27 protein-coding genes are annotated in these 26217 nt (G+C 68.0%); 12 read left to right on the top strand and 15 right to left on the bottom strand.

Translation table 11 applies throughout. From position 1 onward, the window contains the following. Positions 1-154: 154 nt before the first annotated feature. Entirely contained in the window at positions 155-2830 is a 2676-nt protein-coding gene (locus tag ACIRG9_RS28910) for a TIR domain-containing protein (RefSeq protein ID WP_402862704.1), read from the top strand. Here ACIRG9_RS28910 and ACIRG9_RS28915 read toward each other — a convergent pair. The 3 genes from ACIRG9_RS28915 to ACIRG9_RS28925 form a co-directional block, all read right to left on the bottom strand. After that, positions 2799-3584 carry an NUDIX hydrolase gene (locus ACIRG9_RS28915; RefSeq protein ID WP_402862707.1) on the bottom strand — a complete coding sequence of 262 codons (786 nt, stop codon included), beginning with the start codon at positions 3582-3584 and terminating at the stop codon, positions 2799-2801. The two genes, ACIRG9_RS28910 and ACIRG9_RS28915, sit on opposite strands and share 32 nt — an antisense overlap. Positions 3585-3588: 4 nt before the next feature. Then, positions 3589-4320 (bottom strand): XRE family transcriptional regulator, encoded by a 732-nt coding sequence (locus ACIRG9_RS28920; RefSeq protein WP_402862709.1) that lies wholly within the window; start codon positions 4318-4320, stop codon positions 3589-3591. A gap of 627 nt (positions 4321-4947) precedes the next feature. Then, entirely contained in the window at positions 4948-5559 is a 612-nt protein-coding gene (locus ACIRG9_RS28925) for a hypothetical protein (protein ID WP_402862712.1), read from the bottom strand. Between the two features lie 228 nt (positions 5560-5787). Between ACIRG9_RS28925 and ACIRG9_RS28930 the strand changes: the two genes are divergently transcribed. Next, positions 5788-6987, top strand: a complete 1200-nt coding sequence (locus ACIRG9_RS28930; RefSeq protein WP_402862715.1) for an IS1380 family transposase — start codon at positions 5788-5790, stop codon at positions 6985-6987. 173 nt (positions 6988-7160) lie between these two features. Here the strand turns inward: ACIRG9_RS28930 and ACIRG9_RS28935 are convergent, their stop codons facing one another. The 4 genes from ACIRG9_RS28935 to ACIRG9_RS28950 all read right to left on the bottom strand — a co-directional run bounded on the left by ACIRG9_RS28935 (position 7161) and on the right by ACIRG9_RS28950 (position 9669). Next, on the bottom strand, positions 7161-7409 hold the full coding sequence (locus ACIRG9_RS28935; RefSeq protein WP_402862718.1) for a hypothetical protein: 249 nt from the start codon (positions 7407-7409) through the stop codon (positions 7161-7163). A 299-nt stretch (positions 7410-7708) separates the two neighbouring features. Next, positions 7709-7882: a hypothetical protein gene (locus ACIRG9_RS28940; RefSeq protein ID WP_402862720.1), complete on the bottom strand. Its 174-nt coding sequence runs from the start codon at positions 7880-7882 to the stop codon at positions 7709-7711. Positions 7883-8983: 1101 nt separating this feature from the next. Continuing rightward, the gene (locus ACIRG9_RS28945) at positions 8984-9394 is read right to left on the bottom strand and encodes a type II toxin-antitoxin system VapC family toxin (RefSeq protein WP_402862723.1); all 411 of its coding nucleotides are present in this window, start codon (positions 9392-9394) and stop codon (positions 8984-8986) included. Continuing rightward, positions 9391-9669: a type II toxin-antitoxin system Phd/YefM family antitoxin gene (locus tag ACIRG9_RS28950; protein WP_402862726.1), complete on the bottom strand. Its 279-nt coding sequence runs from the start codon at positions 9667-9669 to the stop codon at positions 9391-9393. The genes ACIRG9_RS28945 and ACIRG9_RS28950 overlap by 4 nt, the downstream gene beginning before the upstream one ends. Positions 9670-9943: 274 nt before the next feature. Between ACIRG9_RS28950 and ACIRG9_RS28955 the strand changes: the two genes are divergently transcribed. Then, positions 9944-10441 (top strand): hypothetical protein, encoded by a 498-nt coding sequence (locus tag ACIRG9_RS28955; RefSeq protein ID WP_402862729.1) that lies wholly within the window; start codon positions 9944-9946, stop codon positions 10439-10441. Positions 10442-10611: 170 nt separating this feature from the next. Here the strand turns inward: ACIRG9_RS28955 and ACIRG9_RS28960 are convergent, their stop codons facing one another. Then, complete coding sequence (locus ACIRG9_RS28960; RefSeq protein ID WP_402862732.1) at positions 10612-11760, bottom strand: FAD-dependent oxidoreductase; 1149 nt, start codon at positions 11758-11760, stop codon at positions 10612-10614. On the opposite strand from ACIRG9_RS28960, the gene ACIRG9_RS28965 reads away from it, so the two are divergent. Further along, positions 11683-12504, top strand: a complete 822-nt coding sequence (locus ACIRG9_RS28965) for a TetR/AcrR family transcriptional regulator (RefSeq protein ID WP_402862735.1) — start codon at positions 11683-11685, stop codon at positions 12502-12504. The genes ACIRG9_RS28960 and ACIRG9_RS28965 overlap by 78 nt on opposite strands. A 130-nt stretch (positions 12505-12634) precedes the next feature. Here ACIRG9_RS28965 and ACIRG9_RS28970 read toward each other — a convergent pair whose 3' ends face one another. Further along, positions 12635-13729 (bottom strand): GNAT family N-acetyltransferase, encoded by a 1095-nt coding sequence (locus tag ACIRG9_RS28970; protein ID WP_402862738.1) that lies wholly within the window; start codon positions 13727-13729, stop codon positions 12635-12637. A gap of 41 nt (positions 13730-13770) precedes the next feature. Here ACIRG9_RS28970 and ACIRG9_RS28975 point away from each other — a divergent pair, with 41 nt between their 5' ends. Both ACIRG9_RS28975 and ACIRG9_RS28980 read left to right on the top strand, forming a co-directional pair. Then, positions 13771-14235, top strand: a complete 465-nt coding sequence (locus ACIRG9_RS28975; RefSeq protein ID WP_402862741.1) for a MarR family winged helix-turn-helix transcriptional regulator — start codon at positions 13771-13773, stop codon at positions 14233-14235. 69 nt (positions 14236-14304) lie between these two features. Beyond that, positions 14305-15033: a DinB family protein gene (locus tag ACIRG9_RS28980; RefSeq protein ID WP_402862744.1), complete on the top strand. Its 729-nt coding sequence runs from the start codon at positions 14305-14307 to the stop codon at positions 15031-15033. Here ACIRG9_RS28980 and ACIRG9_RS28985 read toward each other — a convergent pair. Further along, entirely contained in the window at positions 15024-15881 is an 858-nt protein-coding gene (locus ACIRG9_RS28985) for an aminoglycoside phosphotransferase family protein (RefSeq protein ID WP_402862747.1), read from the bottom strand. The genes ACIRG9_RS28980 and ACIRG9_RS28985 overlap by 10 nt on opposite strands. 195 nt (positions 15882-16076) lie before the next feature. Here ACIRG9_RS28985 and ACIRG9_RS28990 point away from each other — a divergent pair, with 195 nt between their 5' ends. After that, a complete protein-coding gene (locus ACIRG9_RS28990) occupies positions 16077-17381 on the top strand; it encodes a GNAT family N-acetyltransferase (RefSeq protein ID WP_402862750.1) in 1305 nt (434 codons plus the stop codon). Positions 17382-17463: 82 nt separating this feature from the next. Continuing rightward, a complete protein-coding gene (locus tag ACIRG9_RS28995) occupies positions 17464-17862 on the top strand; it encodes a hypothetical protein (protein ID WP_402862753.1) in 399 nt (132 codons plus the stop codon). A gap of 128 nt (positions 17863-17990) precedes the next feature. Here ACIRG9_RS28995 and ACIRG9_RS29000 read toward each other — a convergent pair whose 3' ends face one another. Next, a complete protein-coding gene (locus ACIRG9_RS29000; RefSeq protein WP_402862756.1) occupies positions 17991-18578 on the bottom strand; it encodes a TetR family transcriptional regulator in 588 nt (195 codons plus the stop codon). 72 nt (positions 18579-18650) lie between these two features. On the opposite strand from ACIRG9_RS29000, the gene ACIRG9_RS29005 reads away from it, so the two are divergent. Further along, on the top strand, positions 18651-19886 hold the full coding sequence (locus ACIRG9_RS29005; RefSeq protein ID WP_402862759.1) for an FAD-dependent monooxygenase: 1236 nt from the start codon (positions 18651-18653) through the stop codon (positions 19884-19886). A 7-nt stretch (positions 19887-19893) separates the two neighbouring features. On the opposite strand, the gene ACIRG9_RS29010 is transcribed toward ACIRG9_RS29005, so the two are convergent. Genes ACIRG9_RS29010 through ACIRG9_RS29025 form a run of 4 tightly spaced genes read right to left on the bottom strand, consistent with a single transcriptional unit; the run spans position 19894 to position 22957 of the window. After that, on the bottom strand, positions 19894-21435 hold the full coding sequence (locus ACIRG9_RS29010; protein WP_402862762.1) for a DUF6297 family protein: 1542 nt from the start codon (positions 21433-21435) through the stop codon (positions 19894-19896). Continuing rightward, on the bottom strand, positions 21432-22085 hold the full coding sequence (locus ACIRG9_RS29015; protein ID WP_402862765.1) for an ATP-binding cassette domain-containing protein: 654 nt from the start codon (positions 22083-22085) through the stop codon (positions 21432-21434). Before ACIRG9_RS29015 ends, ACIRG9_RS29010 begins: the two co-directional genes overlap by 4 nt. A 3-nt stretch (positions 22086-22088) precedes the next feature. Then, complete coding sequence (locus ACIRG9_RS29020) at positions 22089-22646, bottom strand: SRPBCC family protein (RefSeq protein ID WP_402862768.1); 558 nt, start codon at positions 22644-22646, stop codon at positions 22089-22091. A 2-nt stretch (positions 22647-22648) separates the two neighbouring features. Further along, positions 22649-22957 (bottom strand): ArsR/SmtB family transcription factor, encoded by a 309-nt coding sequence (locus tag ACIRG9_RS29025; RefSeq protein WP_402862771.1) that lies wholly within the window; start codon positions 22955-22957, stop codon positions 22649-22651. A 135-nt stretch (positions 22958-23092) separates the two neighbouring features. On the opposite strand from ACIRG9_RS29025, the gene ACIRG9_RS29030 reads away from it, so the two are divergent. From ACIRG9_RS29030 to ACIRG9_RS29040, 3 genes are all read left to right on the top strand, one after another. Then, positions 23093-24022, top strand: a complete 930-nt coding sequence (locus tag ACIRG9_RS29030; RefSeq protein ID WP_402862774.1) for an LLM class F420-dependent oxidoreductase — start codon at positions 23093-23095, stop codon at positions 24020-24022. Between the two features lie 113 nt (positions 24023-24135). Then, complete coding sequence (locus ACIRG9_RS29035; protein ID WP_402862777.1) at positions 24136-24870, top strand: hypothetical protein; 735 nt, start codon at positions 24136-24138, stop codon at positions 24868-24870. Beyond that, entirely contained in the window at positions 24867-26099 is a 1233-nt protein-coding gene (locus ACIRG9_RS29040) for an FAD-binding protein (protein WP_402862780.1), read from the top strand. Before ACIRG9_RS29035 ends, ACIRG9_RS29040 begins: the two co-directional genes overlap by 4 nt. Positions 26100-26217 lie beyond the last annotated feature (118 nt).

A 26217-nucleotide genomic window follows, 5' to 3' on the forward strand; every position in this document is an offset into this window, starting at 1 on the left:
GAACATGCACGGTTCGCTAGTGATGGTGCGTCCTTCCGGACGCCGCGTCGAACAGCTATCTGGTCATTCAGTCCGGTTCTCCACGAAGTCGAACAAGCTCTTCACGTACGACTATTATCGCCTCTGGGTTTGGTCCGGCTTAACATATTCTCTCGTGAATGAGACCGATTTTCCCGATAGGATCGTTTTTGCAGAGTGGTGCCCCGACGGAGACCGGATCGCTGTCTCGCTTTCTGACGGCGGGCTTGAAATATTGGACGGCGAGTCCCTGTCTCCCCTCAGCTCGGCGGTAATTGAGTCGAATGAGGAAATTGTCATCGCCTGGCTCGACAAGGAGACGCTGCTAACCTCATATCACGAGGGTGGCGTTGCAGCCTGGGACGTATCTGATTCATATCTAGAAAGGGTTGCTCACTCCGCTATTGGGCATAAAGGTGGCCGGGTTACTGGAATAGATCTGCTCAGTGAGGGATTTGTCACCAGCGGCTCAGATGGAACGCTGCAAATATGGGGTTCCAAGCTAGAGTCGTTAAATGTCTTCGAATCTCCTAAGGGTTTCGGATTCGAGTCGGTATCCGCATACATCCATAAGGGGCAACAATACCTAGTTGCGCCGGATGAGATTGAAAGCTTGCACGTCTTCTCTCAGAATGAAATGAGGCTTGCCAGGAGTCTCATAGTGGACATTGACGCAAGCTGTGGATCCAACTTAGCCGGTTTTTCGCCCGATATGACGAGATTTGCTACGATCTCTTCTAATCGGAAGCGGGCCCTAACGTGGACTGCCGAGCAGCTCGTGGCTGGTGCGACGAATTCGTCTAGCTCGCAGTACCGAAACGCCAAGGTGGTCCTCGTCGGTGATAGCGGAGTCGGAAAATCCGGGTTGGCCTTTCCTCTGTCGGGCAGAGAGTTTGAGCCGACAGAATCGACGCATGGGAGGCAGGTGTGGTCTGCCGACAGGAAAGAGGTAAGGCTAAGTAACGGACGAAAAGAAATCCGAGAGGTGCTTCTTTGGGACCTTGCCGGGCAGCCCGGATACCGCCTATTTCATCGCCTTTCCCTGCGGGATGTCACCATAGCTATGGTCGTTTTTGACTCCAGAAATGAGAGTGACCCATTTCGGGGCGTAATGTACTGGGCCAGAGCTCTCGATGAGGCTACAGCGTCCCAGGGTGGCGCCGTGAAGCTCCTTGTTTCGGCAAGGAATGACCGCGGGGGAGTGAAGGTTAGTGAGCAGAGGATAGCGGATTTCCTTGAGAAAGGCGGCTTTAGTGGATACTTTGAGACAAGCGCTAAGACGACCGACGGCATCGCAGAACTGAAGGCCGCGGTCGAAAGTCTTGTTTCCTGGTCTAAGTTGCCCGTTATTGTTGCGCCGAACATTTTCGTTGAGATACGTGAATTTTTGATCCACCAAAAGGAGCTAGGATCCCTTCTCACTTCCGAAACAGAGCTACTTTCGACTTTCGGTGCGGCCAGCAAAGGTAGGGTCGACAGGCAGATATTTCATACGTGCCTGCAAAGGCTAGAGGCAGCGGGGCTTGTCTCAAGAGCGTCGATTGGGAGCGTGTGGCTACTGCAACCGGAGTTGCTGGATAATTATGCTGCGTGGTTGTCTCAGGCGGCTCGGCTGGAGCCTGATGGGCTAGGCGCAATTTCTGAAAGCCGGGCACTGTCGGGCGATTATCAGCACGATGCGCTAGCTAAGATTGCTGATGAGAAGCTGATGTTGCTTACGGCCGTACAGGAGGTGGTCGGCCGCGGACTTGCTATTAGAGTGGATACCGAAAAGGGCCAGGTGCTCGTTTTCCCATCCGAGTTGCGGGCCGACCTCCCAGACTATCCGGGGCTGTATAATCGCGAGATATCCTTTGCCTTCTCGGGTCCGGTTTCTGCAATTTACGCTGCAATAACTGTGCGACTTGTCAACTCATTCACCTACGGAAACGATTATTCACTCTATCGCAACGCCTCCCTGTTTAAGGCTTCTAGCGGTGATGCTGTCTACGGGTTTGCCGCCCATTATACGAACCTAGATGACGATTCAGAGGGCACTTTTGTCGTCTTCTTCGGTGGTGCGGCGTCTCGTGAACGCAAGCTGAACTTCATCCGGTATATCGACTACCAGCTTCAGCAAATGGCTATCGAAGGTTCCATAGTTCGGAACCGGCTCTATGTTTGTTGCGACGAACAGATTCCCGAGAATGCGGTTAACAAGAGGCGTCAAAATGGCGAGCGAACCGTCTTATGTCCGATCTGCGGCGTTCACCAAGCTATGGATGATCTCGTCCTTGAGTCACAGTTGGCCGACAAAGAGACTGTTGCCATGTCGCAGCAGGCGCTAGGTGAGCAGGAACGCCAGCAGCGACTCATCATCATGCCTGCCCGCGAGAGGGCATCTCAGTATGACGCATTCATTTGCTACAACACTGTTGACCGGCCGATGGTTAACCGATTCCGATCTCTACTGCGGGAGAATGGCGTCTTAGCTTGGCAGGATATTCAGAATCTCGGCCCTGGAGATCAGCCGACTCCCGCGATTGAGCGGATGTTGGACGAAGTCCCTGTTGCTTTGGTGATGTTTGGCCCTAACTCAATGGGCCCATGGCAGGAGCAAGAGTATTATGTCGTGCTTCAACGGGCTGTCAAGCGGCGAGAGGGAAAGGCTCGACTGCGTCTTATTCCTGTGCTCCTGCCGGGAGCGCCAGACGTCGAAGAGCTTCCCGGATTCGCCAGAAACTTCACGGTTCTAGACATCCGAACGCAAGGCTTTGAAGACCACGCCATTCAGCCGTTAATCAAGCAAATCCTCGATGCTCGGCGCTCGTAGTATCCTGAGTATATGGATCTCGTTCAGGGAGCTTGCCGGATGTCTGAAGAGGCACTTGCCCAAACGCTCCCACGGCGATGGCGACATGTAACGGCGGTCGCTGCCAAAGCTCTGTCGATATGACGACTGGGCCGGATGGGCAGGACTTTGAGGTTTTAGAGCGGCTTGCAGAAATTCGATCGCGATACGGTCCAGACCATCTAGTTACCCGCTTCTGGGCGCGCGCTGAGGCGACGCTTGTTAGGGCTGTGCGGCATATCGAAGAGCGGTTGAGTGCGATATCATCACCCGATATAGGGCTCTGAGCGGTGCTCGTTCCGTGGTCGATGCGAAGTTGCATTGACGGGTGAATCGGCAGGGCCGTCAGATCATCTCTGCTGGCCCAGCACACTGCCGATGATTCGTTGCTTGGTTTCGGGTTGCCGCCGAGATAGCGAGCCCGGAAACAGATCGAGAATTGCTGACGAACCTCGCCGTCGCTGTATGCCATGACGTGCTTTGGGTCGCTGTAGATGCCGACAATTCCCGTCACCTCGACGTCGATTCCGGACTCTTCCTTGGTCTCGCGTACAGCAGTTTCCTTGATATACTCGCCGAAGTCCTGGGCGCCGCCAGGGATCGCCCACAGGCCGTTGTCGGTCCGCCGGATGAGCAGAACCCGATCCTGCGCGTCGAGGACAAACACTGTCACCGCTGGAACAATGCTGTTCGGCTTCGGTGCCTGGGGGTCGTTGTAGTACTCGGTCCTCGCCATGCCCTCAGCCTGCCACCGCTGGCTCCCATACGGGTGCTGAGGTCTCCCACACCCGGTCGAAGCTGTCCGCGTACGTGTCGAAGAGGTCGCCGCCGGCGAGCCGCCGCAGGTGTATGACGGGCGTGTGCGCCGCGGGGAAGCCGAAGACGTGCGAGTTGACGAGCATCTCGTCATCGAACCGGAAGATTGAGTTGTTGAGCGTCGTCCGGTGAAAGTGCACCGTCACGCCTTGGACGTTGCGCAGGCGCTGGTAGAAGGCGAGTACGTTCCGTACCTTGCCGCCCATCGCGTCGCCGATCCCTTCCACAGTGCCTCGCTGCGCGACTTCGGGACTGTCCGGGTCGCCAAGCAGGGTCTCGACGCGGGTGCCGGCCGCTGCCTTCGCCTTGAGCGTGGCGACCAGCTGCGGTTGCTGCTCAGGCAGGAACAGCCCTGCGTAGACCAGGATGCCGACCCGTTCCTGCGTCTGCGAGATCAGCCGTCGCCAGAGGTCGTCAGGGACAGCCGCCCGGCGCGGGTAGACCTGCACTACCTCGGATTGCGCTACGCGGTTCGCTCGCTCCTGCGGCACGGCGTCCGGCCAGAGGTACGACTCGCTCTCCCTGACCAGTGCGGCGATTGCGTGCCGATAGCGCGGATACGGAGCCCGTCCCTGCGTGATCCAGCGCTCCACTGTCTTCGGGTCGACCCCCAACTGTTCCGCCACAGCCAATGGGGTGAAGCCGTTGCGGAGCATCGCATCGCGTAGCCGGTCTTCGAGTCGTCCCTAGAAGTCCATTGGGAGGTTACAGTGCCGAACGCCGGCAAGAACGACCGTGGCGACCGGTCCGTGTTCTGGGTCGAACACCACGACGGCTGACCCGAAACCCGCTGAACCATCTCCGCATCTCCGCAACGCCGCACAAACCCTGGCCTACCAGCGGAAACACCCTGCGGAGATCAAGCCAATAGAGCAGAACCGATCTCCGCATCTCCGCACCCTCTTGTGGAGATCACAGGAGTTTGCGGAGATGGCCAGCACCACCGGCCGTCAATCTCCGCAACTGTTTCCGCAGCTCACAGCCACCTTTGCGGAGATGCGGAGATGCGGAGATGGTTCAGCCCCTCCCACGCCACACGCCGACCGCCGCGCCCGACCCGCGTAGACCGGCCCGCTGAGAGCCACACAGCCACCTGGCGCATCCATCACCACCAGTCCATCGGAGATCTTGGCTCTACGACGCTCTCAGCGGGCCGCCCTACGCCCCGCTGCCGCAGCCCTTCACCAACCCTCTTCGAACCCGCTCCACGGTCCGAAAGGCTGCCAGCATGCGAGTCAGGTTGTGGGGCACGCCCCGCTGGAAAAGCCACGGCGTTCGCGGGCTCAGCCCGCCGGAGAATCGCCGTCGACACCGACTTGAAACCAAACATCCCCGTCGTTCGCCGCATCTGGTTCCTCGAGGGAAACGAATATCCTGGGCGATGTTGCCACATCCGTAATGACTTGATTAATCCGCTCACTTGCGGATTCGAGCGCCTTGTGAATTTCCGTGACCGCGTGATCTCCGGCAACAATGCCTCGAACGACATCGCGCCGCACTGTCTCCGCCTGTTCTTGGAGGTTGAGTACATCAGCGATTAGATGAGGTAACGCCTGGCGAGCCCGTTGCCGAGCGCGCAGATGATCCGCAATGCCGGCCGTGTCTCGCCCGAAAGGCAAACTGCGCGCGAACGCCTCGACTACGTCTGCCGACGGATGCCCGCGATCTGCAGCGAGTACTGCAGAGATTGCTTCGAGCTGAGAGCGCTTCGTGGCGGAAGCTTCCGCAAGCGCCTCGAGCTTCAGCGTCTGTATTTCGAGCTTCAGCTTGTCTGTCTCGGCTCGCGACTTTGACCAGCCAAAAATTCGATCAAGAGCCCATGCGAGCAAAGTCAGGCCAAAGAGCACCCAACCCGCGACCGAGGGAACATCGGCAAGAATGCTCAAGTCGGACAACCCAGATCCTTTCATCCTAATGGGTCTGATGGCATACGTGCACGGCCGCGGGGGATGAACCCGGCTGGTAGCCGCGGAACCCCCGACGAACTAACGACGAGGGCGCTAAGCCTCGATCCACCGATGAATGTCGGGTTGGTGGGGCCCCGGAGATAGAAAGTGCCCTCTGAGCTGGAAGAATAGGAGTTCTGACGCTTCTATCGCTTCGCTCGAGAGGGCACCTCGCAGGTGAGATTACGCCATGACACGCCGGTGACGCGCGCCTCGTTCGATGATCCGAATCTGGTGTCGTGTGCCGGTCTGGTTCCGGTGATGCGCCTGGCCCGGCAGGCGGGTCTGCACGACGCGGTCACCGACCGGGTGCGGCTGCCGACGGACAAGGGCGCCAACCCTGGCGGGAAGGTCGCCACGATCGTGGCCGGGGTGCTCGCCGGCGCGGACAGCATCGACGACCTCGACATCGCCCGACACGGTGGCATGCGGTCGCTGTTCACCGCCGTGTACGCGCCGTCGACGCTCGGGTCGTTCCTGCGCACGTTCACCCACGGACACGTACGGCAACTACAGGCCGCCACCCTGTCCACACCGCTGTCGGCGCCGGTGATCGCCGCGACCCGCCTACGTTCGGGTAACGCCGGCTCGGCCCGCGGCGCGGCCAGCATGATCGCCGAAGCGATCACGACCGCCCGATCGTGCGGCGCGACCGGACAGATCGTGGTGCGAGCCGACTCGGCGTTCTACGCCAAGACCGTGATCACTACATGCCGACGCCGCCACGTTAGGTTCTCGGTCACCACCCGTATCGACGCGAGAATCCGCGCCGCGTGCGACAGCATCACCGACGACGAGTGGGTCGACATCCAGTATCCGCAGGCCGTCTGGGACGAAGACACCGGCCGGTGGATCTCCGACGCGCAGATCGCCGAAACCACGTACACCGCGTTCGCCGGCACCCGCCACGAGGTGACTGCCCGGTTGATCGTGCGCCGCATCCACCGCGACGACCCGGCACAGATCCCCGGCCAAGACGAACTGCTACCGACCTACCGGTATCACGCAGTGTTCACCGACAGCCCGTTCACGCTCGTGCAGGCCGAAGCCCAGCACCGCGGGCACGCGATCATCGAACAGGTCAACGCCGACCTGATCGCCGGACCCCTGGCACACCTGCCCTCGGGCCGGTTCGCCGCCAACGACGCCTGGCTTGCCTGCGCCGCGATCACCCACAACCTCACCCGCACCGCCGGGCACCTGGCCGCAGGCGCCCACGCCACCGCCCGACCCGCCACAATCCGCACCCGACTCGTCAACGTCGCCGCCCGCCTCGCGCACCGGGCCCGCACCATCCACCTGCACCTACCCGACCACTGGCCATGGCAAGCAGCATTCGACAACCTCTTCACCGCCGTCCAGACCGCACCCGGCTGACCACACCCACCAGCAGGATCCCGGCGGCCCCACCACAGGCCACAATCCCATTCACCGCACAAACACGACTGGAGCAAGCCGACCAACGACCGGCGGCTCCCGCACACCCGCCAACTCACCCAATGTCGAAATGATCAACCGGTGATCGCGCCAACCGCGTCGGTGGATCGAGGCTAAGTGCTGCAACCGCTCGGTCCCCCCGGCGCCGCCCAGACTGCTGATTCCTGGGCGTCTACAGGTGGCTGTGACCAGTCGCCGCGAGTCGCAGGGGTGAAGCCGGGTTCGCACAGGGTTTCGATCGTTGCCCCGCCGTCCCCGTAGACCAGGGTGTCGGTATCCAAATCCAGCCCTACGTCATCGAGTCCGCGGTTTCGGACCAACCAGTCGTAGTTGAGCAGAGCGATGCGCGTCTCTTCGGTCATGCACGCGACCGTAGCCAAGCGAACCGCCACTGTCACTGCCTGCATGGGATGGAGCGGCTACCCGCGGTGCGCTGACGGACCGACGACTACGGGGGCGCCTCGGGTGGAGCGGAGCACTCGGCTGACCGACTCGCCGGAAACTACCCACCCGTCTGTCGTGGGATTTCGGGGGGTCGGTGTAACCTCGTGCGTGTAAACATGGATGAAGTTGACGCGAGAGAGACCTCATCCAGATACACGACTGCCCCCGTCCGAGTGGGTGACCCGACCGGGGGCAGCGTGCGGCAGGGACTGATCCGTCAGGTCAGCTTGCTGACGATGTCGATCGCGGAGTTCGCGGTCGCCGACGCGTAAGCCATCCCCTGAAGGATCAGGAGCGCCACCCGAACCGTCCGCTGCCGGGTGCCACCGGCAGGGGGCGGGGTGGTGGTCGAGCAGTTGCACTCGACCGGTCTCCTGTCCTCTGTGTCCATATCACCTCCCTAGCTCGATGGCACGATGACCTGTCGCCATCCGGCGACCGGCCATCGAAGCATCGACAAAGAGCGGTGCGGGCACTGATGGCCAGAGTAGACCCTGGCTCGGATAAAACTCCGGCGCCCGCCGGTGCGCCGCGTCGACGAGTCACTGTTGAGGGCAACGTCTACGTGCCCGAGCCGGTAGACATGTCGCGTGGCAATCAGCGAGTGGTGGCACGCGGATCCGGCCGAGCGCTATTGGATGGAAATCACCGACCGCATCGATCTTGGCGCTGACCTGCATGCCCCGCAAGTTGACGACGCCGGCCGCGAGTACTGGTCCTATGCTCTGGTCACCGCCGTGCAGCCAGGAGACGTAGTCCTCTTCACTAGCTCAAGTCGCTCCTCGGTGCCCCGGGGATCGTTGGGTACTCGACAGCGGACGCGACGTCCGGTGGCCGCATCCGAGTGTGGGAGTCGTGGGCGCCAGCTCACACATCCTTGAAACCAACGCGCTACCGGTATCAGCTCCCGAGGGCTGGCGCCCGGCGCTACAGCGAGTAAAGCTCGCCGTCGGCGCGGAGGAGAACCAGGATGGGGCGCGTGCGTCTCGACGTGGTGCGGCGCGTGGTGCGAAGTGCAGGCCACCAGGGTTGATCTGGTCGGCCAGAGTAGCGCCGGATGCAACTAGGGTGACCGGTAGGGGTGTGGGTCCTAGCCATGGACGCGACTCATAATCCCTCGGTCGCGGGTTCGAGTCCCCCTAGGATTGCGCACCGCCACCGACTGACGCTCGCTACTGCCCACACGAACCGCAGAAGCGCATGCCGATGGCGAGATCACGTCATGAAGTGGGGCGGGGGAGCGGTCGCGCGTCCTATCGTCTATCACCCCTAGTTATCGAGGACGCCGACCAGCAATGCACATTCCGGCACAACCCGTCCGGGGTCCTGGCTCGCACGTGCACCATCAGCCGGCGATCGCCAGAGCCAGCAACCCGGGTCCAGACCCACCAGCAGTGGGTCACCAACGGTGCAGCAGGCGAGCGCCGGATGGTAAACGGGGATCGTCCGCACCTTTGGGAGATTCGCTTTCGGTGCCTTCGGGAGTCGTGGGTCAGTTCTGGCCGGGGCTTGCTACGGGTAGTCCTGCGGCCTTGGCGCATTCGAGCAGTCGCCGGTCGTAGGTGACGAAGGCGATGAGTGCGGTTCCGGACTCGTTGGTCAGAATCTGGGCGGTGGCGAGGTGGATGGCGTCGAGGCTGCGTAGCGTCGGCTCGGCGAACGCGGCTGCAGTCGCGCGGATCGTACTGTCGATCTCCAGTCGGAAGAGCCGTCCGACGGCCGCCGGTACTCCGATTAAGGCTTGCGGAGCTGATCGGCGTAACGCCCTGGGCACTTCCACCTCGACGAGAGCGGAGGAGACCAGCGGCACGTCGTCGTGGGTGTTGAGCCAGGAGACAAGGTCAGCGCTGCAAGCCTCCTGTCGAACCAGCTTGACGACGGCGGCGGAATCGAGGTAGATCACCAGCGCTCCTCGTCTCGCATTGCGGTGAGCGTGGCGGCCACGTCCATATCCTCGTCCCCGAGTTTCGGCGGAAGCGGAACAGGACCGCCGCCGGTCGGGGCAACGGCCCGTCCCGCAGCTACCAGCTTGGCCAGCATCGACCGGTCGTCGCCTACCGGAACAAGTCGGGCGATCGGGTGCCCGCGATCGGTGATCTCGACGGTCTCGCCGCCGCTCACCCGAGCCAACACCTGGCTCGTGTTCTGGTTCAGCTCCCGGACACCGATGCGTTCCATGGGCAACAGTGTAGAACTAAATGTTCTACCTTGCCAGTTGTTTGCGTGGCTAGGGCCGCCTCCGCAGCAAGGTGACGCGCCGGCCAGGTCGCAATTCAGTCGGGCCGGAATCATTGGGCACCGCCCGACGCCCGTGAGCTCGGCAGATTCAGCGGTAGCGGGTCACCGGCGACTGTCGCGGTGTGGTTCGCATGGTGGTACCTTCGGCCCACTTACAGCGCGTGAGCTGGAAAACGTGAACCGGACGGGCGCGGTACGGCAACCGGGGCAGGCCATGAACGACGACGAGCTCGCCGCCTCGCTGGCGGCGTATCTGGGCCGGCTCACGTTCGTGGACCGGTCGACGGACGAGGTCACCGCGCTGCTCGTCGACGCGGTCGCCGCCTGGGGTGAGTCCCAGGGCTTCCGTGTATACCGGCGCGCCACGAGTGTCGTCCCGCTGCCCGCCCCGTACCAGCACCGGCACTCGGTCGTGGACGTCGCCTGCGCCCGCCGGGCCGGCCGGCCCATCGTGATCGAGGTGGACCGCGCCGATCGCCGGCGCACCGTGGAGAAGCTGCTCGCCGAGGCCGGCGCCGGCCGGGTCGCGCTCTGGGTGCGCTGGGGGCCGGGGCCGTTCGCCGCACCGCCCATGCCGATCCGTCTCATCACCTGCGAGGTCGCCGTGCGCAACCACCGGCACTCGCAACTGTCGGCCCGTCCGGCACCGCAGCACTCCGCGCCCGGCCGGCTCGGCGGTCAGCCGGTCGAGCTGCCGCTCACCGCAGACTGAGCTTCATGTCCTCCCGGTAGCGGCTGGTGGGCGCGTGGTCGGCGGCAGATCAACGGGCCGGACCCGAGCGCGTTCCTCGTGACGGGGTCACGCGTCAACGATGCGATGCCGAGGAGCGGTATTCGGGGTAGGGGCCGTCTGCAAGGCAGGGCTGGCTGCGCAGCCTGTTCTCAATCGACGGGTGCCGGCGCCGCGGGGCGGGCCGTGAAGAAGCGGATGATGTCGTCGGCTGCGGTTGGGGACAGCATCATCGCCTGGACTCGTGCGGACATTTCGGCGATCGGATGGGTCCTGGTGAACATCGCCTCTTCATACGTCCGGATCGCGGAGTCGGGGTCGGCGGGGCTGGCGGCGAGTTCGGCGGCGAGTTCGGCGGCGAGTTCGGCGGCGTCGAGCATGGCTTGATTGGCGCCCTCGCCGACCGGCGGCATGAGGTGCGCGGCGTCACCGAGGAGGGTGATTCCCGGCTGGTGGGCCCAGCGCGCACCGATCGGCATCGCTTCGATCCTGCGAGGCGTCGGCGCGCTGTCGCCGGCTTCGATGAGTGCGGTGAGGCTTGGGTCCCAGCCGTCGAACATGTCGAGCACGGCACGCTTACTACGGTATGTGTCGATGTCGCGACCTTCTGCGCGTACTGAGATCCCGACTCGTATGCTGCCGTCGCCGAGGCGTTGTGCTGCCAGGATCTGGTTCACGCCGACGCACCAGAGGTTTCCGGGGCCGACCAACTCGGCGAGATCCGGGTGGTGCCGGTCGGCGTCGCTGATGCTGAGTTCCACCAAGGTGGCCACGTAGGACAGTGTCACGTCGGTCAGCAGCGACCGGACGACCGAGCCCGCGCCGTCCGCGCCGATGAGGACCTCGCAGTCGGCGCTGTGGCCGCCATCGAACGTCAGCCCGAAGCCTCCGTCGGGTCGTGGTGTCGCCGCGACGAGCCGGTGCCGCCACATGACGGTGCCGGCGGGGAGTGAATCGAGCAGAAGATCACGCAGTGCGCTGCGGTCGATCTCGGGGCGCCCGGAGAATGAGCCGGGTTGTGGCTTGTGGTGCACGAGGGTGCGGCCGGCCGGGTCGAGGATGCGATGTTCCTCGCCCTCCGGCCGTGCCTCGGACCGGAATCGGCCGGCGAGGCCCGCATCGGCCAGGGCCTGTTGCCCGGACTCCGGGTGCAGGTCGAGCATTCCGCCCTGTGATCGCGCGGATCGGCTCGCCTCCCGTTCGTACACCACCGCGCCGATGCCGTGCCGGTGCAGGATTCGGGCCAGCGTCAGGCCACCGAGGCCGCCGCCGGCGATCGCGATTCGCATCATCATCTCCATTACCGTACGCTGCACTTTATGGATACGCCGTACGGTAGCGCACCCTTGCCCGTCTGGGAACGGCCCGAACCTCAGCCGCGGGCGGCGCCGGTGCCGCTGAGTCGCGCGAAGATCGCCGCCACGGCGATCCGGCTCGCCGACGCACACGGCCTCGACGGGCTGTCGGTGCGCAAGATCGCCAAAGAGCTCGGTGTCGGTCCCATGCGGCTCTACGACTACGTGATCAACAGGTCCGAACTGCTCGATGTGATGGTCGACGCCGTGTACGCCCAGATCGCCGAGGCCGGCCAGCACTCCGGGTGGCGCGCCACGGTACTGGCCATCGGTCACCGTACCCGTGACGCCGCCCTTGACCATGAGTGGTTCGCCGACCTGCTCGGCGGAAGGCCACACTTGGGACCTCATGCGCTCGCCGTGGGTGAATCGACCGCGGCGGCGCTCAGCCAGGCCCCCGGCGTGCGCGGCATCGACGACCTCCAGCGGGCCGTGGGCGCCCTCAACTCCTTCATCATCGGAGCGCTCCGCAGCGAGGTCACCGAGCGACGCACCGCCCGTTCCACCGGCACCGACGTGACCGCCTGGCAGGCCACCCTCGGGCCCTACCTGACCCGCATGCTCGAAACAGGCCGCTATCCCACCATCGCCCGGCTCGTCATCGACGGCGCCCACCTCAACGCCGAGGAAACCTTCAACCACAACCTGACCACCCTCTTGGACGGCATCACCAACCATCCCCACACGTGACCTACTGCTCGTAGGCCAGTAGTCGGCTCGACACCGATCCACCTCGAGCAGATATGCGGATCTGCCACGAGTCGGCACCGCCCGTTCAGCCTCAGCCGTCAAGCGAGTCGTGACCTGGCCGGACCGGCCGTCAGGCGATCAGCTGCCGCTGTTTGGTGAGGTGGACGCTGCCGTCCGGGGTGTCGTCGGCGGTGGTGAGGGCATAGCCGGCGCGTTCGTACAGCCTGATGTTGCGGGTGCTGCGGTGGCCGGTGAACAGTTCGTGGTGCGTGGTCTCCTCGGGGGCCTGCTCCTCGACGTACGAGAGCAGCCAGGAACCGATGCCGTTCCCGGCCTGGTCGGGAGCCACCATCAGGCGGCCGATCAGCCACGCCCGCTTGTGCGTCCGGGCTCGGACCGCCGCGACGAGGCGTCCGTGCCGGCGTACGCACCACAGTTGCCAGGTCGACATCGATGCCCGCAGGTCGTCGAGGGTTTCCCGGAGTGGCCGCAGGTCGAGGGTGTCGTTCGCGAGGGCCTCCTGCACCCAGCAGCACCGCTGGAGCACGAGCAGTTCGGCGAGGTCGTCAGGCCGGGCGATGGTCAGCGTCAGTCCCTCGACCGGCCCGGAAACGCTGGTGTCGTCACGGTGGGGCCTGGTGCGCAAGGGCCGCATCGCGGCGGCCACCTGGCTCAGTTCAAGCAGCACTCCGCGAGCGGTCTTGTCGAGTCCCGCGGACTCGATGACCTGGCCGTTGCGGGTGCTGTCGGCGATGCGTAGGGCGACGGTGGCGCCGATGGGCATCATCTTCAAGGTGGTGACGACCTGCTTGGTCATCTGGACCGATCGGGTGCCGGCCGAGGTGTTGCCGTAGCTGACGAACCCCACCGGCTTCCACGCCCACTCGTGGTAGAGGAAATCGAAGGCGTTCTTCAACGCCGCTGGCATTCCGTAGTTGTACTCAGGTGTGACCACCACGAATGCATCAGCCGCGGCCACTCGCCGGCTCCACGCGCGGGTGTGTTCGTGAACGTAGCTGCCGCTGGAGGGATGCTCGGGCTCGTCGAGCAGCGGCAGTCCGAGTTCGGCCAGGTCCGCGACGTCGATGGTGATCCCGCGACGTTCGGCTTCCGGGAGGGTGGCCCCGACGAACCAGTCGGCGATGGCGGGTCCCAGCCGGCCAGGGCGGGTGCTGGCGACGATGACAAGGACGTTCAGGGGCGCGCCCGCGGCTTTCGATGACATGTCAACGACCGTATCCGGAACTTCTGTGACGTGTCAACGAGATGTATGGTGACCCGGTGGACACTCCCTGGCTGAGCGAGGACGAGGAACACGCGTGGCGCGCTTTCCGGCGCCTGCTGACAGTGCTGCCAGCACGGCTGGGTCGGGACCTGGCCCGCGACTCGGGGCTGTCACCGGCGGACTACGAGGTGCTGAGCACGCTGTCGGAGAAGCCGAACCGCCGGTGGGCGCTCAAGGATCTCGCCGCCAAGATGGAGTGGTCGCGTAGCCGGCTGTCCCACCACGCGGCCCGCATGCAGGGCCGGGGACTCATCGACAAGGAGCCCGATCCGCAGGACGCGCGGGGCTGCATCCTGCGCCTGACCGATGAAGGCTTCGGGGTGCTGGAGGAAGCCGCGCCGTACCATGTCGTCTCCGTACGCTCGCGTTTCCTCGATCATTTGAGCCCCGACGAGCTCGTGGCGCTACGCAAGCTGTCGACCCGGATCGCCGACCTGTCCGACTGACCTCGCGTCCCGTTGGTTGTCGGACCCGACCAATAGCATCGCCGCGATCGCCAAGAGTGGGAGGGCGCCATGGTCCAGGACGACTCCGCAACGTTTGTCGACAGGGACCTGCGGGCTGCGCGGTTCGTCAGATCGACGCTGGCCGGCGCGATGATGCGCGGCGTTGACGTACGCGGGCTCGATATCGACGCACCGTGGCTGGCCGACGGTGCACTCCTGGTCAACGGTGTCGACGTCGTGCCGCTCGTCGAGGCGGAACTCAACCGGCGGTTCCCGGGGCGCGAGCTGAAGCAGGCCAGGGACCCGGACGGCCTGCGCGCGGCATGGGCGGCGATCGAGCGGGCCTGGGCGGCCGCGGTCGACCGGGCCGTGTCCATGCCCGAGGGTGCCGTCGACGTCTCGGTCGACGGTGAATGGTCGTTCGCGCAGACCCTGCGCCACCTCGTGTTCGCCACCGACGCATGGTTCGGAAAGGCGATCCTGCGCCTGCCCCGACCGTTCCACCCGCTCGGCCAGCCGCACGCCGAATACCAGACGGACGGCTTCGACATGTCGGTCTTTGCCACGGAGCAGCCGGCCTTCGCGGCCGTGCTCGAGGCCCGTGCCGAGCGGCAGGCAATGGTTCGGGACTTCCTGGCGACCGTCACGCCGGAACTGCTCGCCGAGGCTCGGCCGACCGCGTGGTCACCCGAACACGAGGATCCGGTCCTGCACTGCCTTCACGTGATCTTCGACGAGGAGTGGGAGCATTTCCGCTTCGCGCTGCGAGACCTGGACGCGCAGAGCTGTCACGCCTGAAGGCCACGCTCGAATACCGCCCGTCGGGCCCGGATGTACTTCGCGTCGTTGAGGTACTGGATGTGGTGTCCGTCCGCGATGTGGCCGGCGAAGGCGGCGTTGCCGGCGGCGGCCTGGGCGTGCATGAAGTCGACCAGCGCGTGGAGCCGCGCGACGGTGGCGTCGACCAGGCCCGCCCGCCCGGCATCGTCCAGCCCGTAGCAGTCGCAGAACACCCGCAACCGGGCAGCCTGCTCCTCGGTGGTGCCGAGGCCGTCGGTGTTTCCCGGCGCGGTCATCGGCACCCACCGATAGGCCGCGTAGGCGACATCCCACAGCCGTGGTCCGGGTTGGGCGTGGTCGAAGTCGATGATGCCCACCACCCGGTCACCGCTGAGCACGCAGTTGTGTGGCGCGTAGTCGCCGTGGCAGATGACCTCGACGGGCTCGGTCGCCGCCACCTGCCAGCCATCGCGTGGTGCTCGCCGCGCGTATTCGACCGTCGCGTCGTGGTACGCCCGTAGCAGCGCAGCCGCACTCCTCAGCGCCTCGACGGAGGCCGCCGCGGCGGTGGGAGGATAGTTCGACACGTCGCCGGGCAGGAAGTCGAGGATCTCGAAGCCGGCCTCGCTGGTGTCGCGTACCCGCGGTGCTCCCTGGAAGCCCTGGGCGGCCAGATGTCGCAGCAGGTCATGGACCCGGGTGGACCAGGGGCCGGTAGGACGGCGCACCGTGTCGCCAATCCGGACGACCTCGTTGACGCCCCCGCCTGTCAGCGTCTCTCGCTCGACCAGCTGCCGCTGCTCCGCCGGGTTGCCGTCCGAGGGTCGCAGCAGGGATACGAGGGGGCCGACGCCGATCCCTGCCACTGCGCCACCTCCAGGGCGGCGAAACTCCCTCATCGGGCGGCTCCCCTCCACGAGATCGACCATCCCGGCTACGGTGCATGACCACTCCCGCCTCGGCAAGACGATTCCGAAACGACCGTCGATATGTCCTCCGGGGCGGGGCGGAGGTCGAAAACGGGTGGCGTGACCGCAGGGGAGGGAGCAGGCTCCAGAGCCGTGACGAGCAGCGATCTGTGGGACGAGGAAACCGCGGAGGGGTACGACGACACCTCGGCCGAGATGTTCGCACCCCAGGTGCTCGACCCGGCCGTGGACTTCCTCGCCCGGCTGGCGGGTTCGGGCCCCGCGCTCGAGTTCGCGATCGGCACGGGTCGAGTGGCGATCCCGCTCACCGCCCGAGGCATCCCCGTGACCGGGATCGAGCTGTCGCGACCGATGGCCGACCGGCTGCGCCGCAAGGTGCCCGCGGAGCGGTTGCCGGTCGTCATCGGTGACATGGCCACGACGACCGTCCCCGGCCAGTTCTCGCTCGTGTACGTCGTGTGGAACAGCATCGGCAACCTGTGCACGCAGGACGAGCAGGTGCAGTGCTTCCGCAACGCCGCCCGGCACCTGTCTCCGGGTGGTCGCTTCGTCATCGAGCTGTGGGTGCCGGGCATCCGGCGGTTTCCACCCGGGCAGTCGGCGGTGCCGTTCGAGGTGACCGACCGGCACGTCGGCTTCGACACCTACGACATGGTCACCCAGCGGGGAACCTCCCACCACTACCGGCGCCAGGACGACGGGAGCGCCCGGTACGGCTACAGCAACTTCCGCTACATCTGGCCCGCCGAGTGCGACCTGATGGCCCGGCTGGCCGGGCTGACGCTGGAGCAGCGGATGGCGGACTGGGACGGGACGCCCTTCACGTCCGAGAGCGAGAGCCACGTGTCGGTCTGGCGCAAGCCGCTCGACGCCATGCCGGTCTTCCTGGAAACCGAACGGCTCGCGCTCCGGCCGTTCACCGACGCCGACGTCGACGACCTGTTCGTACTGGACAGCGACCCCGACGTCATGCGGTTCGTCAACGGTGGCCGGCCGACGGGTCGCGACGTGATCGAAGCACGGACCCTGCCCCGGTTGCGGCACGACTACGCGTGCCTCGGCACCCGTGGCTACTGGGCCGCCGAGGAGAAGGCCACCGGGACCTTTCTGGGCTGGTTCGAGTTCCGTCCCCTCGACGAGCACAGCCCCGCCGTGGTCGAACTCGGCTACCGGCTGAACAAGGCCGCCTGGGGCAAGGGCTACGCCACGGAGGGATCCCGCGCCCTGATCGACAAGGGCTTCACCGACCTCGGGGTGGAACGGGTCACCGCGAACACCATGACGGTCAACACCCGGTCCCGGCGGGTGATGGAGAAGGCGGGCCTGTCGTTCCTCCGTACCTTCAGCGGGGACTGGCCCGAGGCGATCGAGGGCTCCGAACACGGCGAGGTCGAGTACGAGCTCACCCGCGCCGACTGGGAGCAGCATCGACAGTGACCACTTGTCCTGGTCGGTGGCGGGCCCGATCCTGGGTACGGATGCTCATCCGCCCTGCCGCCGGGACCGGGAGGATCGAGCCATGACCAAGACGACGCGTGCCCTGTTCGGGGCGCCGCTGCTGGCGGCGGCCACCGTCGCTGCCTGGTGGGCCTGGCTCGGCTGGGAGACCGGCTACACGGTCGACCCGGAGACCGGCGCGACCAGCGGCCCGTACGCCCCGTGGCAGGTGGCCGGGGCCGTGCTCTCCCTCGCCCTGCTCGCCGCCGCCGGCGGTTGGTGGCTCAGCCCCTGGCTGGTGGTGCCCGTGATGACGGTCGCCTTCACCGCCGCCTGGGCGGCGCAAGCCGCGTCAACGGACGGTAGCGGCCTGTGGGCGGTGGGGGCGGTGCTGGTGCTGGTCGGCACGGCGGCGGGGACCACGGTGGTGAGCCTGGTCGCCCGGTTGGTGCGTCGCCGCACGGGACGATCAGCCACCTGATCCGAGCGGCCGGCGGCCGGCCCCGCGCGGCCCCTCCCCGCTCTCCGACCCGATCAACACGTTGTGGGGCACGAACATCCGGAAACAGCCGACGTCGCCGGGACCGGTCCGGGTCAGCTCGATCCGGGTCAGCTCGGGCCGGTGCGGAACCCGGCGGCGACGGTGCGCAGGGCGTGGGTCAGCTCCTTGGCGGAGAGGGTCGCCTGCGGGTCGACCAGCCACTGGGTCGCCAGGCCGGCGAGCAGCGCCTGGTGGAACGCGCCGAGGGTGAGCGCGGCCGGTTCGTCGACGGCCGGGTCGAGCCGGTGGAAGATCTCGGCCAGGCCGAGTCGGGCCTGCCGGTTGGCGGTGGCGAACGCCTCTCGCAGCTCGGGTACCCGGTCCATCTGCGAGATCAGCTCGAACTGGATGGCCCAGAGCGGCCGTAGCCGGTCGAAGGAATCGATGATCCGCTCCCAGGCTGCCTCGAACCGTTGCGCGGGCGTGGCGTCCGGAGCGGCGTCGTCCGCGAGGGCGCGTCCCAGTTCCTCGCCCCATTCGGCCATCGCCTCGATGAGGGCCTCGTTGAGCAGCGTCTTCGTGGTGCGGAAGTGGTAGCCGATGGCGGCCAGGCTGGTGCCGGCGGCAGCGGCGACGTCGCGGGCCGTGGTGCCCCCGTAGCCCTTCTCCATCAGGCAGCGCTTGGCCCCGGCGAGCAGGTCTTCCCGATTTCCCATGCGAAGCAGCGTAGCAAGTTCCTTGCACGACTGTCTTGCACAATTGTCTAACACGGCTGTACCGTCGACGGCATGACCGATGTGCTGATCTCCGGTGCCGGCGTCGCCGGCCCTGCGCTCGCCTGGTGGCTGCGCCGCCACGGCTTCCGTCCGACCGTCGTCGAACGGACCCCGGCCCGCCGGGACGGGGGCTACAAGGTGGACATCCGCGGCGCGGCCCTGACCGTGGTGGACCGGATGGGCCTGCGCGAGCAGGTGAGCCGGCACGACACCGGAATGCGGCTGGCCCGCTTCGTCGACGCCGGCGGGCGGCAACTGGCCACCATGGACGCCGCGCTGTTCGGCGGCCGGGAGGGAGACGACGCCGAGATCATGCGCGGCGACCTCGCCCGGATCCTGATCGAGGCCACCGACGACGTGGAATATGTCCACGGCGACTCGATCGCCGCGCTGGACCAGTCCGCCGGCGGGGTGGAGGCCGCCTTCGAGCGGGGGCCGAACCGCCGTTTCGACCTGGTGATCGGTGCCGATGGCCTGCACTCCACGGTCCGGCGGCTGGCCTTCGGGCCCAGCGCGGAGCACCTGCGCACGCTCGGCCACCACATCGCGATCTTCACCGTGCCGGCCGAGTACGGTGAGGAGGGCGTCGAGCTGATGCATCCCGCCCCCGGGCGGACGGTCGGTGTCTACCGGACCGCCGGCGCTCCCGACGCCCGGGCGCTGTTCCTCTTCCCGTCGCCAGCGGAGGAGCCCGACCACCGGGACGTCGCCGCACAGCGGGCGGCGCTGGCCAGGGCGTTCGCCGGGGCCGGCTGGCGGGTGCCGGAGCTGCTCGCCGCGATGACGGACGCGCCGGACTTCTACTTCGACGCGATGAGCCAGGTGCGGATGGACCGCTGGTCGACCGGGCGGATCGGGCTGGTCGGCGACGCCGGACACGGTGCCTCGCCGGCGTCCGGGCAGGGCACCAGCCTGGGCCTGGTCGGGGCGTACGTGCTGGCCACCTCGCTGGCGGAGGCCGGTGGCGATCCGGCGGCCGGGTTCGCCGCCTACGAACGGCGGATGCGCCCCTTCGTGGCGGCGAACCAGCAGCTCGCCGAGCGCAACCTCAAGGGCATGGTGCTCGGCTCAGCGGCGCAGATCCGGTTCCAGACGCTGATGCTGCGGCTCATGCCGCGGCTGCCCGGCCGGCAGGGGATGATCCGCCGGGTGACCGAGCCGATCCGTAAGGCCGCCACCGCGATCACCCTGCCGGAGCCGCCGCCAGCGGCTGGTGCGGTGACCGACCAAGCCTCGGTGGCCGGGTGAGGTCGGGTCAGAGCGCCGCGCGGTTCCGGTCCGTGGTCAACACCAGGTACGCCGCGACGCCCAGCACGGAGAGCTCGACCTGGGTCAGCACCCAGCCCCACCCGAGCGTGGTCGACCCGGTGCTCGTGAGCAACGCGGCGACCGTGGGCAGGGTCAGGACGACCAGCACGTCCAGGCCGGTGAGCAGCCAGATCAGTGGCCCCGGCGCGAAGGCGCCCATCGGCGTGTCGACCAGGGGCAGGCTGTTGTCGATCGCCCGGGCCCGGGCCCGCCGCAGCGCGGCGACGGCGACAGCGGGCCCGACCGCCAACCCCAGGGCCCACCACGGGCCGGGTGGCAGGTCGGCCCGCAGGGCCAGGGCGGCGAGCGCCAGTCCCGACCAGGCGGCGGCCAGGGTCGCCGGCGCGAGGAGTCGGGCGGCGACGACCTGGCGGCCGGTGCGGCCCAGCAGCCGGAGCAGGGCCGGTTGGGCCGAGTCACGGCGTACCGCGGCGAGCGTGGTGTCGGCGCTGCTCAAGCCTCCGGCCAGCAGGGCCAGCACGAGCACCCAACCCGGGCTGCCGGCGAGCATCGCCGGGAGCAGCGCGGCGGCGGCGAGCCAGCCGAGGCGGCGGCGCTCGCGCCGCAGCACCAGCAGATCGTGGATCGTCTCGATCGGGAGCCCCGGTAGCCGGCGCACCCGCACCGACCGGAGAACCCGGCCCCGCCACGAGCGGCGTTCCCGGAGATCGGAGAGGAAGGAGGGCTCGGCCGTGTAGGCCGCGTCCAGGTAGGAGCCGACGAGATTCGAGGCCTCCCGCAGTCGTGCTGCGGAAAAATCGTCGAGCCGGCGTACCGCGATCGCTGTTCCCAGGACCGCGGCGGCGACCGCCGCCAGCGCCGCGGCCCACAGGACCGGGACGGCGGGCGCGGCGATCGGCGGCACCGGCGCCATGGGGGCGAGCAGAGCCGCCGCACCGGATCCGAGCAGCAGCACGGTGACGAGAGGGTCTCGTCGCCGGCCCCATCCCGGGTCACGTTGGGCCCGTACGGCGGCCGCCGCGATCAGCACGCCCGCCGCGCCGCCCAGCGCCGTCCAGCCCAGCAGCATCGCCCCGTCGATCGGGCGCGCGGCGAATCGACCGACGCAGATCACGGCGATGGCGACCCCGACGGCGGCGGTGCCGAGCATCGTGCCGACCAGCGGCGGAAGCAGCAGCCCACGGCGGCGCACCGGCGCGGTGAGCAGCCAACTGGCGTCCGGGCGACCGATGACCAGTGGACCGAGTCGACGCAGCGCCGCCCACCCGCCCGCGGCGCCGAGGCCGAGCAGGGCGACGACCGCCAGCGGGTTCGGGTCGACGACCGGTGCGGCGGGCCAGAGGGTACGCGCCAGACCCGGCCCGAACAGCGCGACCGCCATGGCGACGGCCAGCACCGACACGTACATCGTTCCCACCGAGATGGTTCCGCGGGCGGACGCCTGCCGGCGGCGGATCCACCGCCGCAGGTCGACGGCCGACGTCTCCGGCTCGTCCCCGCCCGCGCCGTCGACCAGTCGGGTGGTCACGCCGCGCCGCTGGTGGTCGGCGTCGGCGCGTCGAGCGACAGGACGGGACAGCCCACGGCGGCGACCAGGGACGGGTCGTGGCTAGCCATCAGGATGCTGCCTCCGACGTCCAGGTAGTCGCGCAACTGCCCGGCGACCACCTGCCGGATGCCGGCGTCGAGCCGCTGCTCGGGCTCGTCGAGGACCAGCAGTTCACTCGGCCGGGACAGGACGACGGCGAGCAGCAGACGCTGCCGCTGGCCGGAGGAGAGGGTGTCGGGCGTGCTGTCGGCGAGCGGATGCAGCCCCAGCGCGGCGAAGAGGTGGTCGATCCGGCCGTCGCCCGGGTCGGCGCCGTTGGCCAGCCGGACCAGCTCGACGTGCTCGCGGACGGTCAGGCCCGCGTACCAGCTGGGCTGCTCGACCGTGGTGGCGACCCGCCGCCAGAACGTCGCGGTCTCGTCGGGCCGCTGCCCGAACACCCGGACCGTCCCCGCGTCCGGCTCGACGAGCCCGGTGACGCAGCGGAGCAGGGTGGTCTTGCCGGTGCCGTTCTCACCGGTGAGGCAGAGCGCGCCACCGACGGCCACGGTCAGGTCGACGTCCTGGAGCACGGGCCGGGCACCGAAGGCCACCCCGAGCCCGCGGATGGAGACGGCCGTTGAGGTCACGCCTCAGGTTAGTTCGCCGGGCTCGCGCGCGGGGGCCGGCCCGAGCCGTTCGGCGTACGCGTCACGCAGCCGCTCCCAGCCGAAGGCCATCGCCTCGGTGCCGCGGATCGGACCGACCGGGTCGCCGTCGAGCAGGTGGCCGGCGACGTCCAGGCAGAGGTGCCAGCCGGCGGCCGTCATCGGGGCGAGGTCGGGCTTGCCGATCCGGTGCCGCAGGGTCAGCCGGGTGCCCGCGTCGGTCGGGGTCAACTCCCAGCGCAGCAGGTCGTCGCCCCAGGTGTATTCGAGCAGCACCGGTCGTTCGGCGTGGCGCACGGTCGCGGGTGCCTCGAAGCGCCGCTCGCCGTCGAGCGTGGCGAGCGTGGCGTCCCCGGGCGTGCCGAGGTCGCGGCTGGCGAGGAAGGGCGCCCACTGGGCGAGCCGGTCGGGCTCGGTCAGCGCGGCCCACACCTTCTCGGGTGGGTGCCGCAGGTCCCGGACGAACACCAGGTCCCACCGGTCTCCGGCCGGTACGCGGGCGACCTCGGCGAGCGGGCCGGGGTGGAAGCTGTCGCGGTCCATCGTCACTCCTGACTGTCGAGATGGCGCTCCAGGGCGTCGAGGTGGTCCGCCCACATCCGCCGGTACGGTCCGAGCCAGTCGTCCACGGCCCGTAGCGGGCGTACGTCGAGCCGGTAGATCCGCTGCTGGGCGGCGGTGCGGAAGGTCACGAGGCCGGCCTCGCGGAGCACCTTCAGGTGCTTGGAGACGGCCGGTTGGCTCATCCCCAGCGCGTCCACCAGGTCACCGACGCTGCTCTCGGCTCCCCGCAGCCGGTCGAGGATGCGGCGTCGGGTGGGCTCGGCCAGGACGGCGAAGGCGTCGACGGACACCCACCCAATATGCCTCGCCGCTCATATGCCTGTCAAGGAATATAAGCAGGTGATGGCGCCCCGACCCGGCGAGGCGTCGACCACGGGCCCGACCTTTCGCGCCGGGCGGGCGAGGCGGCTCAATATGCTCGGGTCATGGAACTGCGGATCTTCACCGAACCCCAGCAGGGCGCCAGCTACGACCAGTTGCTCGCCGTGGCGCGCTGCGCGGAGGAGACCGGCTTCGGCGCCTTCTTCCGCTCCGACCACTACCTCAAGATGGGCCCGGTGACCGGCGAACCCGGCCCCACCGACGCCTGGACCACCCTCGCCGGCCTGGCCCGGGACACCACCCGGATCCGGCTCGGCACTCTGATGACCGCGGCCACCTTCCGCCTCCCCGGCCCGCTCGCGATCACCGTGGCGCAGGTCGACCAGATGAGCGGCGGCCGGGTCGAACTGGGCATCGGCACCGGCTGGTACGCCGAGGAGCACAGCGCGTACGGCATCCCGTTCCCGCCGCTGGCCGAGCGCTTCGACCGGCTGGAGGAGCAACTCGCCGTCATCACCGGCCTCTGGGAGACCCCGGCCGGCGCGACATTCGACTTCCCCGGCAAGTACTACCCGGTCAGCGACTCGCCCGCGCTGCCCAAGCCGGTGCAGCAGCCGCGCCCGCCCATCCTGCTCGGCGGGTTGGGCCCCCGACGCACGCCCCGACTCGCCGCCCGGTACGCCGACGAGTTCAACCTGCCGTTCGCCTCGATCGAGGACTCGGCGGCACAGTTCCAGCGGGTGAAGGACGCCTGCGCCGAGATCGACCGGGAGCCGTCCACCATGGTCTGGTCCAACGCCCTGGTGCTCTGCTGCGGGCGGGACGAGGCCGAGGTGGCCCGGCGTGCGGCGGTGATCGGCCGGGAGCCCGCCGAACTGCGCGAGAACGGCCTCGCCGGCACGCCCGCCGAGATCGTCGACAAGCTCGGCCGCTATGCGGCCACCGGCAGTGGCCGGGTCTACCTGCAGGTGCTCGACCTGGCCGACCTGGACCACCTGGAACTGGTGGCCGCCGAGGTCATGGGGCAGCTCTGATCCCCGTCGGCGGTGGGGCCGGCCGGTCCCACCGCCGACGCGCGCGGCCGGCCGTGCCTTGACACGGTGATGCATGATGCACCCGGACCACGGCACAGGATCGGGGGCACGACATGGAGCTGCACCGCAGCCGCGGCGCCCTACCACTGGCCGTCGCCTGCGTGGCCGGCGGGATGATGGTGCTCGCCATGGCCGGCGACGACGCCCTGCTGCGGATGCTCGCGGCCCTGGGTGTCGTCGTGGTCGGCGGCGCGGTGCTGGTCGGCGCGGTGCGGCCGTTCCGCTTCGTCATCGGGCCGGAGGGGCTGGAGGTGCGCCGTCCGGGCCTGCGTGGAACCTTCCGGTGGGAGCAGTTCGACGCGCTCGCCCTCGACGACGCGGCCCGCCTGGTCGGTGTGCCCGCCGCCGGCCTGCCGCCGGGCCAGCCGGCCTCCGCGCGGCACCCGGGCGACGGGCGGCCCGCCGTCGAACTGCTCAACCTCACCCAGGTACGCGAGCGCCCCGACGAGGTGGCGGCGGCGCTGGCCCGGTACTCCGGCGGCCGCTTCACCGACGCGCGTACCCCGTCGTCCGGCTGGCACGTGGGGATGCGGATCATGTTCACCACCGCCCTGCGGGGCTATGAGAAGAGGCAGGTGGACGGGCTGGTGGGCCGCGCCGAGAGCGCCCTGGCCACGGGTGACCGGGCCGAGCGAGGGGCCGCCCGCGCGGCGATCGAGCAGGCCCGGGCCGCCGGCATCGAGCCCGCGCTGCGCGGATACGACATCGGCCAGGTCGACGCCGCGCTCGACGCGCTCCGCGCCGCCCTCGCCGAGGAACCCTCCACCGACCGGGAGACCACCGCATGACCGGGATCGGCAGCAACTGGGCCGGCAACGTCCGTTACGCCGCCCGCGGGCGGCACGAGCCGTCCAGCATCGACGAGCTGCGCAAGCTGGTCGCCGGAGCGGACCGGATCCGGGCGGTGGGCACCGGGCACTCGTTCAACCGGCTCGGCGACACCACCGGCGACCTGGTCTCGGTGGCCGGGCTGGCCCCCACCGTCGCGCTGGACCGCGACCGCGGCACGGTCACCGTCGCCGCCGGCCTGCGTTACGGCGATGTCGCGACCCGCCTGCACGCCGACGGGTACGCGTTGGCCAACCTCGCCTCGCTGCCGCACATCTCGGTGGCCGGCGCGGTCGCCACCGCCACCCACGGGTCGGGTGCCGCCCACGGCAACCTGGCCACCGCCGTGGCTGCCCTGGAACTGGTCACCGCCGACGGCGATCTGCTCACCGTGGACCGCACCGACCCGCGGTTCCCTGGAATGGTGGTCAACCTCGGGGCGCTGGGCGTGGTCACCCGGCTCACCCTCGACGTGGTGCCCACCTTCGACGTCCGGCAGTACGTGCGGTTCGGGCTGCCGCGCGCCGCACTCGACGCCGCCTGCGACGCCGCGTACAGCGTCTCCGTCTTCACCCGCTGGCGTTCGTCGCGACTGGATCAGGTGTGGCTGAAGCAGCGGGCCGACGAGCCGGCCCCGCCGACGGACTGGCTGGACACCGTCGCCGCCGACGCGCCCTGCCATCCGGTGCCCGGGATGCCGGCGGAGCACTGCACCGCCCAGCTCGGCGAGCCCGGGCCGTGGTATGACCGGCTGCCGCACTTCCGGCTCGGCTTCACGCCGAGCAGCGGCGACGAACTCCAGTCGGAATGGCACCTGCCGCGCGGGTCGGCCACCGACGCGCTCGCCGCGCTCGACCCGGCCGCCGAGCGGATCGCCGCCGTCCTCCAGGTCTGCGAGCTGCGTACGGTCGCCGCGGACCAGCTCTGGCTCAGCCCGAACCACGACCGGGACAGCCTGGCGATCCACTTCACCTGGGTCGGCGACCCCGCGGCCGTGGCCCCGGTGCTCGCCGAGGTGGAGGAGCGGCTGGCGCCGTTCGCGCCGCGCCCGCACTGGGGAAAGCTCTTCCGGCGTGATCCGGCCGCGACGTACCCCCGCTACGACGACTTCCGGGCCCTGCTGGGCGACCTCGACCCGACCGGGAAGTTCCGCACCGACGAGCTGGACCGCTACTTTCCACGGTCCTGACGATCGGTTTCCGTCACCCGTCCGCTCCGCGCCCGCGGCCCGTCGACGGGACCCCGGCGCGTGCCCAAACTGACTTACCCTGAACCGGCCATCCATGATGGACCTTTTCGATGGGAGG

The sequence above is a fragment of the Micromonospora sp. NPDC093277 genome (assembly GCF_044765245.1).
In the GTDB taxonomy this organism is placed as follows: domain Bacteria; phylum Actinomycetota; class Actinomycetes; order Mycobacteriales; family Micromonosporaceae; genus Micromonospora.